The following is a 12931-nucleotide window of genomic DNA, read 5'->3' as shown; positions in this document are numbered from 1 at the left end:
GGGGTCCTTGGTGGTGTCCTGCTGGACCTCGACGACCACCGCCCGCGCCGCCCGCGCCGCCCGCGCCGCCCGCGCCCGGCGCGGCGGGGTCGTCGTGGCCCTGGCGGCGGGGGCGGCCGGCACGGTGATCGGCGCGGTGGTGCTTGTCACCGCCGACGGCGGCCCCGGCACCGGCAACGGCACCGTCGGCGGCTACGTGGCCCTGACGCTGGGGGTGATCGCCCTGGTCCTCGGCGGGCTGGCGCGTGCCCGCTCCGCCCGCCGGCCGGCCGCCTGACCCCGGGCACGCGGCCCGGCCATCCGGAACGAAGAGGAGGAAGACATCATGAGCAAGGTCTGGTTCGTCACCGGTTCGTCGCGCGGTCTCGGCCGCCGGTTCGTCGAGGCCGCCCTGGCCAGGGGTGACAGGGTGGCCGCCACCGCCAGGACCGTCGCCGGCCTGGACGACCTGGTCGCCTGCCACGGCGACGCGGTGCTCCCGCTGGTCCTGGACGTGACCGACAGGACGGCCGTGTTCGAGACGGTCGAGCGGGCCGCGAAGCACTTCGGCCGCCTGGACGTCGTCGTGAACAACGCCGGGTACGCCCAGTTCGGCGCGGTCGAGGAGCTGACCGAGCGGGAGCTGCGCGACCAGATGGAGACGAACCTGTTCGGCGCGGTCTGGGTGATCCAGGCCGCGCTGCCGTACCTGCGCGAGCAGCGCTCCGGGCACATCGTCCAGCTCTCGTCGGCCGCGGGGATCATCACGATGCCGCTCGGCGGCGCCTACCACGCCTCCAAGTGGGCGCTCGAAGGGCTCAACGAGGCCCTGGCCGCCGAGGTCGCCGGGTTCGGCGTCAAGGTGACGGTCGTCGAGCCCGGCACGTTCGCCACCCGCGACGGCAAGAACCCGGACCCGCTGGCCAACGGCCACCTGGCCCGAACGGATCCGGCCTACGACGACGTCCGCAGGCGTCTCGGCGCGATGACCGGGAAGCTGCCCGCCGGTGACCCGGCCGCCGCGGCCCAGGCGCTGCTCACGCTCGTCGACCTGGACAACCCGCCCCTGCGGGTGATCTTCGGAGTGGGCATCCATCCGATGATCCAGCAGGTCTACGCCGACCGGCTCAGGACCTGGGACGAGTGGCAGGAGCTCTCGGCCGCGTCCCACGGCGGGACCTGACGCCTGCGCTCAGGGCTGGAGGTCGGTGAGGGTGAGGATGGTCGCGCCGGTGCTGCCGCCGTAGCCGGGCGCCAGGCAGTCGAGGAGCGGCGTGATGGGGTCCTCCAGGGTGACGCCCTCGGAGGTCACGGTGTCGCCGGCGAACTTGCCCGCGGTGACGGCGCCGACGACGGCGAAGACCGACTGGCCCGCGACCACGTTGAGCGTGACGGTGTAGCTGATGGTCGAGGTCTCGCCGGTGTTCCAGGTCACGACCTCGGTCGCGGGCATGGAGCCGGACAGGCAGCCGAGGCTGCCCTGCCCGGAGATCGTCGACGTGCCCGAGGTGATGTCCGGGTCGCTGGACACGCAGGTCGGGTAGGTGCCGGTGCCGGTCATGGTCACGTTCTGCTCGGTCAGGCGCAGCTTGGGCGAGAAGGCCAGGGTGTTGGTGCCGTCGATCGAGCAGAGGACGTCCTGGCCGATGGCGTGCGCCGGTGCGGCGTACGCCATGCCCAGGGGGCAGAGCAGCGCGAGGACGGCGCCGCAGACCGCGGTCCTGGCTGAGGTGGCTCCGGTGCGCATGGGCGTCCCTTTCGCGACGAGGCGGAACAGGCGCTGGGAGCCGGTTCTCCCGGACCCCCACCCAGGACAGTAGAGGTCACGGAGTGTGTCGACAAGGTACGATTCTGCCACCATCGCGGGCATAGCGGCGTACCGAGGATGAAGCTGTCATGTCTTGGTACGTCCGATGATTCCGTCCTTGGGAGTGCCCGGTGACCCCTCGTTCCTCTCGGCCGCGCCGAGGCCTGCGCGCCCTGATCGCCGTCGCGGCCGTCGCCGCCTTCAGCGTGGCCGTCCCGGCCGCGGGTCCCGCCCGGGCGGCGGCGCCCGCGCAGTGCCAGGGCACCGAGACCGTCACGTACAGCCCGGGGGTGACCTTCACGCCGCGGGACATCGAGGTGACCGTGAGCGGGAACTTCAGCTCCTGCCTCGACGGCGCGGGCCAGGTCACGAGCGGGACGTACGGGGAGCGGTTCACGATCTTCGCCGGGTGCAACGACCTCCTCGACGGCTTCGAGGCGGTGCGGGTCGTCGAGTGGAACACCGGCGACAGCAGCGCCATCGACGGCGCCGGGAGCAGCACCGCCGTGGCCGGTCAGGTGATCACCACGTTCACCGGCCCTGTCGTCCAGGGCCGGTTCCAGGGCCGGTCAGCCGTGCAGACCGTCACGCTCGTCCAGCCGGACCTGCTGAAGTGCCTCACCACCGGGCTCACCGGGGCGAACGGGGTGACGACGCTCACCATCACCTGAGCCGGTCGCCTGAGCTGGTCACCTCGTCCAGGTCCACTTCTGGTTGTCGCCGCCGTGGCAGGCGTAGAGCTGGAGGCGGGTGCCGTTGGCGGTGCCCCGGCCGACGGCGTCCAGGCACAGCCCGGACTGCACGCCCACGATCGAGCCGTCCGTGTTGACGCGCCACTTCTGGTTGTCGCCGCCCCAGCACCCGTAGATCTGGACGGCGGCGCCGTTGCCGGTGCCTGCCGCGTCGAGGCACTTGGCGCCGTAGACCTTGATCTCACCGGCGGCGGTGGCGGCCCACTGCTGGTTGGCGCGGCCGTTGCAGTCCCACAGCTGCACGGCGGTGCCGTCGGCGGTGGCGGCGCCGGGCACGTCCAGGCAGCGTCCGGAGCCCGTCCCCCTGATCTGCCCGGCGCCGTCGCCGGGCGTGCCGCCGTCCAGGCCGAAGAAGCGGACGGCGTGCGCGGCCATCCCGGCGTGCGGCAGGTCGTGGCCGGCGCCGGTGACGGTGTACGCCTCGACCTGCCCGGAGCCGAAGACCCGCCGGGTCCAGCCGGGCTGCGGGCTGTCGGTGGTGACGGGGGTGGTGCTGATCCCGTGCACTCCGGTCCACTGGTCGACCTGCTCCTGCAGCATCGTGTAGGACAGGACGGAGTCCTGCGTGCCGTGCCAGGTCATCAAGCGCGGCCGGGGCCCGGTGTAGCCGGGGTAGGCGTTCCTGACCAGGTCGCTCCACTGCTGCGGCGTCCTGTCGGCGCATCCTGCGGGGCCGAGGCACCCGTACGGGACGCCCGCGAACGGCGCGCCCGCCTTGAAGACGTCCGGGTAGGTGGCGAGCAGGTTGACGGTCTCCATCGCCCCGGAGGAGAAGCCGGTGGCGAACACCCGCTGCGGGTCGCCGCCGTAGCGCTGCAGGACGTGGTTCGTCACGGAGACGATCGACACCGGGTCGCTGCCGCCGCCGTGTCGCAGGGCGGCGTCCGACCACACGTCGAAGCAGTTCGACAGGCCGTTGGCGCTCTTGTTGGCCTGCGGGTAGATGACGACGAAGCCGTGCCGGTCCGCGAGCGAGGCGAACTCGGTCCCCTGGTGGAAGGCGGGGGCCCAGCCGTTGCAGCCGTGCATCGCCACAAGGACGCCCGGCCTGGGCGCCAGCCGGTCGGGGACGTAGACGTACATCCGCAGGCCGCCCGGGTTGGGGCCGAAATCGGTCACCTCGGTCAGGGAGGCCGCCGCCGCCTGTGGCGGGGCCGTGAGGAACACGGACAGGAAGGTGATCAGAGCCGCCAGACCGGCGTACTTCCTGGTACGGGCTCTCGCGGGGGGTGCTGGTCCCATGCTTCCGCCTCTCTCAGGGGGGTGTTAGCGCTAACAGACACGGAGTCGCGGGCGCTGTCAAGCGGGCCCGCATCGGCGCGGGGCCCCCTCCCCCGCGCCGACCTCGCGATATCGGGCCGGAGGGCCGGGCGTCACGATGAAACTTTCATGCCGACACCCCACTCCCACATCGCCGGGCGAAACTTTTAGGCGCGCGAACGCAGGACGACCTGGGCAGGCACAGCAGCACCCCGCCGAAAGTTTTCAGTCATATCTTGACAAGTTTCGGGAGGCTTCCCACACTGAGCCCCCAGGACGATCTCCACCTCGTGATCCGCTTCATGGAGGTTCAGGCAATGAGCGTCAACGCCGTTTCCCCACCCACCGCCCGGCCACCGCGAAGCGGGCGCCGCCGGGCGCTGATCACCGGCGCGATCGGCGCCGTCGGCCTGGTCGCCGCGCTGACGTCGGCGCTGCCCGCGAGCGCCGCGGAGAGCACGCTGGGCGCCGCCGCCGCCCAGAGCGGCCGCTATTTCGGCACCGCCATCACCTCGAGCAAGCTCGGCGAGGCCGCCTACACCTCGATCGCGGCGCGCGAGTTCGACATGGTGACGGCCGAGAACGAGATGAAGATCGACGCCACCGAGCCGCAGCGGGGTCAGTTCAACTTCACCCAGGGCGACCGCGTCTACAACTGGGCCGTCCAGAACGGCAAGCGGGTCCGCGGGCACACCCTGGCCTGGCACTCGCAGCAGCCGCAGTGGATGCAGAACCTGTCCGGCAGCACGCTGCGCCAGGCGATGATCAACCACATCAACGGCGTCATGGCCCACTACAAGGGCAAGATCTACTCCTGGGACGTGGTCAACGAGGCCTACGCCGACGGCAACTCCGGCGGCCGGCGCGACTCCAACCTCCAGCGCACCGGCAACGACTGGATCGAGGTCGCCTTCCGCACCGCGCGCACCGCCGACCCGGCGGCCAAGCTCTGCTACAACGACTACAACATCGAGAACTGGACCTGGGCCAAGACGCAGGGCGTCTACAACATGGTCAGGGACTTCAAGGCGCGGGGCGTACCCATCGACTGCGTCGGCTTCCAGGCCCACTTCAACAGCGGCAGCCCATACAACAGCAACTTCCGCACCACGCTGCAGAGCTTCGCGGCGCTCGGCGTCGACGTGGCCATCACCGAGCTGGACATCCAGGGCGCCTCGGCCGCCACGTACGCCGCCGTGACCCAGGACTGCCTGGCCGTGCCGCGCTGCGTCGGCATCACGGTGTGGGGCGTGCGCGACATCGACTCCTGGCGTTCGGGCGACACCCCGCTGCTGTTCGACGGCAACGGCAACAAGAAGCCCGCCTACACCGCGGTGCTCAACGCGCTGAACGGCGGCAGCACGACGACGCCGCCGCCGGGCGGGGACGAGGGCCAGCTCAAGGGCGTCGCCTCCGGCCGCTGCGTGGACGTGCCCAACGCCTCGACCGCCGACGGCACCGCGGTGCAGCTGTGGGACTGCAACGGGCAGACCAACCAGCAGTGGACGCGGACCTCGGCCGGGGAACTGCGGGTCTACGGCAACAAGTGCCTGGACGCCGGGGGCTCGGGCAACGGCGCCAGGATCCAGATCTACTCCTGCTGGGGCGGCGACAACCAGAAGTGGCGCGTCAACTCCGACGGCTCGATCGTGGGCGTGCAGTCCGGGCTGTGCCTGGACGCCGTCGGCAACGGCACCGGGAACGGCACCGGGCTGCAGCTCTACACCTGCTGGGGCGGCAGCAACCAGAAGTGGACGTACAACGCGGGCTCCGTCTCGCCCTGATCGCCCCTCCGGGTTCCCCCTCCCTCGGGGTGGAGGGGAAGGGGAACCCGGGGCGGCACGTCGACGCGCGATCTCCCGCACGTTGACGGGCCGGCCCCAGGCCGCCGCCGTGAAACTTTCACGGCGGCGCGCGGGGCCGTGTGATCTCCTCCCGGCGCGAAAGCGCAGCAGGGAAGCCGTCCGGGCGGCATCGCCGGCGCCGCCGGGGGAGGCCCGCCGTTGACGGCGGGCCGGACTGTCGTATGTACTCCCCGGCAACACCCCGAGGAAGAGAACGACGCAGATCCGGCCGGCGAAATGTTAACGCTAACACTCCCCCTCCCCCCAAGGAGCACCGCATGTCCTTGAGCCGTCGTCAGCTCCTCCAGGCCGCGGGCGCGACCGCCGCGTTCACGGTCGCCGGCCAGGCGGCCGGACCCTCCCCCGCGCTCGCCGCCGCCCTCCCCTGGGCCAGGCCCGACATCGGCGTCTCGGCCTACGAGTTCGACCTCGGCCAGGTCCGGCTGACCTCCGGCCGCTGGCTGGACAACCAGAACCGCACCCTGGCCTACCTGCGCTTCGTCGACGTCGACCGGCTCCTGTACGTCTTCCGGGCCAACCACCGGCTGTCCACCGGCGGCGCGGCGGCCAACGGCGGCTGGGACGCGCCCGGCTTCCCGTTCCGCTCCCACATGCAGGGCCACTTCCTGACGGCCTGGGCGCAGGCCTACGCCGTGCTCGGCGACACCACCTGCCGGGACAAGGCCGGCCACATGGTGGCCGAGCTGGCCCGATGCCAGGCGAACAACGCCGCCGCCGGGTTCACCGCCGGCTACCTGTCCGGCTTCCCCGAGTCGGACATCACGGCCGTGGAGAACCGCACGCTGAACAACGGCAACGTGCCGTACTACTGCATCCACAAGACGCTGGCGGGGCTGCTGGACGCCTGGCGGCTGATCGGCAACACCCAGGCCAGGACCGTGCTGCTGGCGCTGGCCGGATGGGTGGACGCCCGCACGTCGCGGCTGAGCCAGAGCCAGATGCAGGCGATGCTCGGCACCGAGTTCGGCGGCATGAACGCCGTGCTCACGGACCTGTACCAGATGACCGGCGACGCCCGCTGGCTGGCCACGGCCCGGCGCTTCGACCACGCGGCGGTGTTCGACCCGCTGGCCTCGGGCCAGGACCGGCTCAACGGGCTGCACGCCAACACGCAGGTGCCCAAGTGGATCGGCGCGGCCCGGGAGTACAAGGCGACGGGCACGACCCGCTACCGCGACATCGCCGCCAACGCCTGGTCCATCACCGTCGGCGCGCACACGTACGTGAACGGCTCCAACAGCCAGGCCGAGCACTTCCGCGCCCCCGACGCGATCGCCGCGCACCTGACCAGGGACACCGGGGAGGCGTGCAACACGTACAACATGCTCAAGCTGACCCGGGAGCTGTGGCTGCTGTCGCCGACGCGGGCCGACTACTTCGACTACTACGAGAACGCCCTGCTCAACCATCTGATCGGGCAGCAGGACCCGGCGAACCCGCACGGGCACGTCACGTACTTCACCCCGCTGAACCCCGGCGGGCGGCGGGGTGTCGGCCCGGCCTGGGGCGGAGGCACCTGGAGCACGGACTACAACTCGTTCTGGTGCTGCCAGGGCACCGGGATCGAGACCAACACCAAGCTGATGGACTCGATCTACTTCCACGACGGCACCACGCTGTTCGTGAACCTGTTCGTGCCCTCCACGCTGGACTGGGCCCGGCGCGGCATCACGGTCACCCAGACGACCTCCTACCCGGTCGGCGACACCACGTCCTTGCAGGTCACCGGCAACGTGAGCGGCTCGTGGACGATGCGCGTGCGCATCCCGGGCTGGACGCAGGGCGCGACGGTCAGCGTCAACGGGGTCCGGCAGGACATCGCCACCACGCCGGGCAGCTACGCCGCCCTCACCCGGTCGTGGGCCCCGGGCGACACCGTGACCGTGCGGCTGCCGATGCGCGTGATCATGAGGGCCGCCGACGACGACCCCCGCGTGCAGGCCGTCACCTATGGTCCGGTGGTGCTGTCGGGCGACTACGGCAACACCGCCCTGTCGTCGGCCCCCACGCTCACCCCGTCGTCGGTCACCCGGACCAGCGCCTCCTCCCTGGCCTTCACAGCCACGGCCGACGGGGCGCCGGTGCGGCTGGGACCCTTCCACGACGCGCACGGCCACAACTACGTCGTGTACTGGAACACCGGCGGGCCGGGCGGGAGCGGCGCGGCGAGCTTCCGGCTGATCAACGCGGCCAGCGGGCTGGCCCTCGGCATCCAGAACATGTCCACCGCCGACGGCGGCCTGGCCCTCCAGTGGACGGACAACGGCACCGCCGACCACGACTGGGTCCCGATCGCCGACGGCAACGCGGTGCGCTTCCGCAACGCGCACAGCGGCAAGGTGCTCGGCGTCGAGAACATGTCGACGGCCGACGACGCGCGGGTGCTCCAGTGGGGCGACACCGGCACCGCCGACCACCGCTGGACGGTCGGCGACACGGGCGACGGCTCCGTCAAGATCCGCAACGCGCACAGCGGCAAGCTGCTCGGCGTCCGGAACGGCTCGACGGCCAACGGCGCGCAGGTGGTCCAGGACTCCGACAACGGCAGCCCGGACAACCTGTGGCGGTTCGTGCCGAACGGCGCGCGGCGCATCCAGAACGTGGGGACCGGGATGGTGCTGGGCGTCACCGGCATGTCCACGGCCGACGGCGCGCTCGTCGTCCAGTGGGGCGACACCGGCACCGCCGACCACCTGTGGACGGCGGTCGTCGACAGCGGCGGCTACCTGCGGCTGCGCAACTCCCACAGCCAGAAGGTGCTGGGCGTGGAGAACATGGGCACCGCCGCCGGTTCGCGCGTCGTGCAGTGGGCCGACAACGGCACCGCCGACCACCGCTGGCGGCTGCGCCACGGGCCGGGGGTCACCTTCCGGATCCAGTGCGCCAACGGCGGCCGCGTCCTCGGCCTGGCCGGCGCGTCGCAGGGCGCGCAGGTGGTGCTCGCCGACGACGGCGGCGCGAACGACATCCTCTGGAGGTTCCTGTGAGGCGCATGCTCGCCATCCTGTCGTCCCTGCTCGTCGTGGGCGTGTTCCTGACCCCTCAGGCGTCGGCCGCCACGGTCGACACCAACGCCTGGTACGTGCTCGTCAACCGCAACAGCGGCAAGGCGCTGGACGTCTACAACCTCTCCACGGCCGACGGCGGCCGCATCACCCAATGGGCGCGCAACGACCAGAACCAGCAGCAGTGGCAGTTCGTCGACTCCGGCGGCGGCTACTACCGCCTCAAGTCCCGCCACTCCGGCAAGGTCCTGGACATCTACAACTGGTCCACCGCCAACGGCGCGGCCATCGTCCAGTGGACCGACCACAACGGCACCAACCAGCAATGGCGCCTGGCCGACAGCCCCGACGGACACGTCCGCCTCATCTCCCGCCACAGCGGCAAAGCCCTCGAAGTCCAAGGCGCCTCCACCGCCGACGGCGGCAACATCGTCCAGTACGACGACTGGGGCGGCGCCAACCAGCAATGGCAGCTCGTCCGCGTCGACGGCGGCGGCGGCTACACCAACCCGGTCGTCTGGCAGGACTTCGCCGACGGCGACATCATCCGGGTCGGCGACGCCTACTACTACTCGGCCTCGACGATGCACTACTCGCCGGGCGCGCCGATCCTGCGCTCCTACAACCTGGTCGACTGGGAGTACGCCGGCCACTCGGTCCCGAGGCTCGACTTCGACTCCGGCGCCTACGACCTCAACGGCGGCCGGGCGTACGTGAAGGGCATCTGGGCCTCGACCCTGAACTACCGGCCCAGCACAAGCACCTTCTACTGGATCGGCTGCGTCGAGTTCGGCCGCACCTACGTCTACACCGCCTCCGCCGTGGACGGCACGTGGACCAAGCGCTCGCGGATCGACAACTGCTACTACGACGCCGGCCTGCTGGTCGACACCGACGACACCATGTACGTCGCGTACGGCAACGGGACCATCAGCGTCGCCCAGCTCACGCCCGACGGGCTCGGCCAGGTGCGGGCGCAGCAGGTGTTCCAGACCCCGAGCAGCGTCGGCACCCTGGAGGGCGCCCGCTTCTACAAGCGCAACGGCTACTACTACATCTGGCTGACCCGGCCCGCCAACGGCCAGTACGTGCTCCGCTCCACCTCGCCGTGGGGCCCGTACGAGATGCGCCAGGTCCTGCTCGACCTGCCCGGCCCCATCTCCGGCGGCGGCGTCCCCCACCAGGGCGGGCTCGTCCAGACGCAGAACGGCGACTGGTACTACATGGCGTTCGTCGACGCCTACCCGGGCGGGCGCATGCCCGCGCTCGCGCCGATCACCTGGAGCGGCGACTGGCCGTCCGTGCGGACCGTCGACGGCCGCTGGGGAGTCACGTACCCGAAGCCGAACATCCAGACCAGCCGCACCGTGGCCCCCATGATCGGCCCGGACGCCTTCACCTCGCCCGCCCTCGGGCACCGCTGGGAGTGGAACCACAACCCCGACACCAGCCGCTTCACCACCGGTGACGGCCTGCGGCTGCGGACCGCGACCGTCACGAACGACCTCTACAACGCGCGCAACACGCTGACCCACCGCATCCAGGGCCCGTCGTCGACGGCGACGATCGAGCTCGACCACACGCAGATGGCGAACGGCGACCGCGCCGGGCTGGCCATGCTGCGCGACCGGTCGGCGTGGATCGGCGTCAAACGCGACAACGGCGTCAGCCGGGTCGTGATGACCGACGGGCTGACCATGAACAGCTCGTGGCAGACCACCGGCACGGGCGCCGAGGCGGCCAGCGCGGCCGTTGCGGGCGGCCGGATCTGGCTGCGGGTCAGCGCCGACATCCGGCCGGGCTCCGGCAGGCAGGCCCGCTTCTCCTACAGCACCGACGGCAGCACGTTCACGAGCCTCGGCCCGGCCTTCACGCTGAACAACGCCTGGCAGTTCTTCATGGGCTACCGCTTCGGGATCTTCAACTACGCCACGCAGTCCCTCGGCGGCGCCGTGACCGTGCGCCGCTTCGACCTCACCACCCCCTGACGAAAGGCACAGCCGTGAAACGCAGATCCCTGACCGTCCTGGCGACGGTCGCCGTCATGCTGGCGAGCCTGTTCGCCGCCCTGCAGACCCAGGCCGCCCACGCGGCGACGGTCGACACCAACGCCTGGTACGTGCTCGTCAACCGCAACAGCGGCAAGGCGCTGGATGTCTACAACCTCTCGACGGCCGACGGCGGCCGGATCACCCAGTGGGCGCGCAACGACCAGAACCAGCAGCAGTGGCAGTTCGTCGACTCCGGCGGCGGCTACTACCGGCTCAAGTCCCGCCACTCCGGCAAGGTCCTGGACATCTACAACTGGTCCACCGCCAACGGCGCGGCCATCGTCCAGTGGACCGACCACAACGGCACCAACCAGCAATGGCGCCTGGCCGACAGCCCCGACGGGCACGTCCGCCTCATCTCCCGCCACAGCGGCAAAGCCCTCGAAGTCCAAGGCGCCTCCACCGCCGACGGCGGCAACATCGTCCAGTACGACGACTGGGGCGGCGCCAACCAGCAATGGCAGCTCGTCCGCGTCGACGGCGGCGGCAACCCGGGACCGTGCGACCTTCCGTCGACGTACCGGTGGAGCTCGACCGGCCCGCTGGCGACGCCGAAGGCCGGCTGGGTCTCGCTCAAGGACTTCACCGTCGCCCCCTACAACGGCAGGCACCTCGTCTACGCGACCACGCACGACACGGGCACCCGGTGGGGCTCGATGAACTTCGGCCTCTTCGGCAACTGGTCCGAGATGGCCTCGGCCAGCCAGAACGCGATGTCCGCCTCGACGGTCGCGCCCACCCTCTTCTACTTCGCCCCGAAGAACGTGTGGGTGCTCGCCTACCAGTGGGGCGGGACCGCGTTCTCGTACCGGACGTCGAACGACCCGACGAACCCGAACGGCTGGTCGGCGCAGCAGGTGCTCTTCTCCGGCAGCATCAGCGGCTCCGGGACCGGCCCCATCGACCAGACGCTCATCGGTGACGGCACGAACATGTACCTGTTCTTCGCCGGGGACAACGGCAAGATCTACCGGGCCAGCATGCCCATCGGGAACTTCCCGGGCAGCTTCGGCGCGAACTCGACCGTGATCATGAGCGACACGACGAACAACCTGTTCGAGGCCGTCCAGGTGTACAAGCTCCAGGGCCAGAACCGCTACCTGATGATCGTCGAGGCGATCGGCGCGCAGGGGCGCTACTTCCGCTCGTTCACGGCCACCAGCCTGGGCGGCTCGTGGACGCCGCAGGCCGCGACCGAGGCCAACCCGTTCGCCGGCAAGGCCAACAGCGGCGCCACCTGGACCAACGACATCAGCCACGGCGAGCTGATCCGCACCAGCCCCGACCAGACCATGACCGTCGACCCGTGCAACCTGCAGCTCCTCTACCAGGGGCGCAGCCCGAACTCCGGCGGCGACTACGGCCTGCTGCCCTACCGGCCCGGCCTGCTGACCCTGCAGCGCTGAGCCGATCCGGCGGGCCCGGCACGGTCCGGGCCCGCCCTCGCCCCCTGGCTGGACCGCCGCCGTGGCCACGGAGTCGCCCGTGAGAGCAGCGCACCGCCCGGACCGTGATCGGGTATCAGGTCACGGCCAGGTGGATCCGGTGGTGGCGCGGGTTCTCGGCCTCGTCCAGCAGGGCGATGGCGAAGTCCGCGTACGACATGCGCGCCGCCGGGTCGCCGTGGTCGCGGATCTCGTAGCCGCCGGTGCGCCGCCCCTCGTGGTCGAAGTCGCCGGCCGGGCTGACGTACACCCAGTCCAGCGGGCCGGCCTCGGCCCGCAGCGCCTCCAGCCCGGCGGCGTGGGCCAGGCAGAACGGCCGGAACTCGGCCGGGAACGCGGGCGCGTCCAGCAGCCGGACCCCGTCGGCGCCGTGCAGCAGCGAGGCGAGCCCGGCCGTGACGAGCCTGTCCAGCCCGGCCTCGCGCAGGCCGGCGGCCAGGGCGTGCGCGGCGTCGGTGAAGAACGTGCCGGAGCCGAGCGCCGCGGTCGTGTTGACCGCGTGGTCGTGACCGGCCGCGAGGGCGGCGACGGCCGCCGCGTCGGTGACGTCCCCGGCGGCGACGCGTACGCCGTCGTCCGCCGGGCCGGTGTAGCGGGACGGGTCGCGGACCACCGCGGTGACCTGGTGCCCGCGCCCGCGCGCCTCGGCGACCGCCTGCCTGCCCGCCCTGCCGCCCGCCCCGAAGATCACATACTTGCTCATGGCCGGAATACCTCCCGTTGCGTGGATGCTCTGGGAAAGGTAGCCGCAGCCGCGGTTACCTTCT

General features: G+C 71.3%; 10 protein-coding genes. 7 read left to right on the top strand and 3 right to left on the bottom strand.

Translation table 11 applies throughout. The features are described from left to right. Both AB0J53_RS40980 and AB0J53_RS40975 read left to right on the top strand, forming a co-directional pair. A partial coding sequence (locus AB0J53_RS40980) for a DUF6223 family protein (protein ID WP_364182718.1) occupies positions 1 to 277 on the top strand: 277 nt, incomplete at its 5' end. A 48-nt stretch (positions 278 to 325) separates the two neighbouring features. Next, positions 326 to 1162 (top strand): SDR family NAD(P)-dependent oxidoreductase, encoded by an 837-nt coding sequence (locus AB0J53_RS40975; RefSeq protein ID WP_364182715.1) that lies wholly within the window; start codon positions 326 to 328, stop codon positions 1160 to 1162. 9 nt (positions 1163 to 1171) lie between these two features. Here AB0J53_RS40975 and AB0J53_RS40970 read toward each other — a convergent pair whose 3' ends face one another. Continuing rightward, positions 1172 to 1726: a hypothetical protein gene (locus tag AB0J53_RS40970; RefSeq protein ID WP_364182712.1), complete on the bottom strand. Its 555-nt coding sequence runs from the start codon at positions 1724 to 1726 to the stop codon at positions 1172 to 1174. 191 nt (positions 1727 to 1917) lie between these two features. Here AB0J53_RS40970 and AB0J53_RS40965 point away from each other — a divergent pair, with 191 nt between their 5' ends. Continuing rightward, positions 1918 to 2457 (top strand): hypothetical protein, encoded by a 540-nt coding sequence (locus tag AB0J53_RS40965; RefSeq protein WP_364182709.1) that lies wholly within the window; start codon positions 1918 to 1920, stop codon positions 2455 to 2457. An 18-nt stretch (positions 2458 to 2475) separates the two neighbouring features. Here the strand turns inward: AB0J53_RS40965 and AB0J53_RS40960 are convergent, their stop codons facing one another. Continuing rightward, positions 2476 to 3780 carry a PHB depolymerase family esterase gene (locus AB0J53_RS40960; protein ID WP_364182706.1) on the bottom strand — a complete coding sequence of 435 codons (1305 nt, stop codon included), beginning with the start codon at positions 3778 to 3780 and terminating at the stop codon, positions 2476 to 2478. Between the two features lie 335 nt (positions 3781 to 4115). Between AB0J53_RS40960 and AB0J53_RS40955 the strand changes: the two genes are divergently transcribed. The 4 genes from AB0J53_RS40955 to AB0J53_RS40940 all read left to right on the top strand — a co-directional run bounded on the left by AB0J53_RS40955 (position 4116) and on the right by AB0J53_RS40940 (position 12125). After that, the gene (locus AB0J53_RS40955; protein WP_364182703.1) at positions 4116 to 5582 is read left to right on the top strand and encodes an endo-1,4-beta-xylanase; all 1467 of its coding nucleotides are present in this window, start codon (positions 4116 to 4118) and stop codon (positions 5580 to 5582) included. Between the two features lie 338 nt (positions 5583 to 5920). Further along, positions 5921 to 8650 (top strand): beta-L-arabinofuranosidase domain-containing protein, encoded by a 2730-nt coding sequence (locus tag AB0J53_RS40950; protein ID WP_364182700.1) that lies wholly within the window; start codon positions 5921 to 5923, stop codon positions 8648 to 8650. Between the two features lie 5 nt (positions 8651 to 8655). Beyond that, the gene (locus AB0J53_RS40945) at positions 8656 to 10656 is read left to right on the top strand and encodes an RICIN domain-containing protein (RefSeq protein ID WP_364182729.1); all 2001 of its coding nucleotides are present in this window, start codon (positions 8656 to 8658) and stop codon (positions 10654 to 10656) included. Positions 10657 to 10712: 56 nt separating this feature from the next. After that, complete coding sequence (locus AB0J53_RS40940) at positions 10713 to 12125, top strand: non-reducing end alpha-L-arabinofuranosidase family hydrolase (RefSeq protein WP_364182726.1); 1413 nt, start codon at positions 10713 to 10715, stop codon at positions 12123 to 12125. Between the two features lie 115 nt (positions 12126 to 12240). Here AB0J53_RS40940 and AB0J53_RS40935 read toward each other — a convergent pair whose 3' ends face one another. Continuing rightward, the gene (locus AB0J53_RS40935; protein ID WP_364182697.1) at positions 12241 to 12867 is read right to left on the bottom strand and encodes an NAD(P)H-binding protein; all 627 of its coding nucleotides are present in this window, start codon (positions 12865 to 12867) and stop codon (positions 12241 to 12243) included. Positions 12868 to 12931 lie beyond the last annotated feature (64 nt).

This window comes from Nonomuraea sp. NPDC049725 (genome assembly GCF_040674795.1).
GTDB lineage: Bacteria > Actinomycetota > Actinomycetes > Streptosporangiales > Streptosporangiaceae > Nonomuraea > Nonomuraea ceibae.
This window is presented reverse-complemented; position numbering and strand designations above follow the sequence as displayed.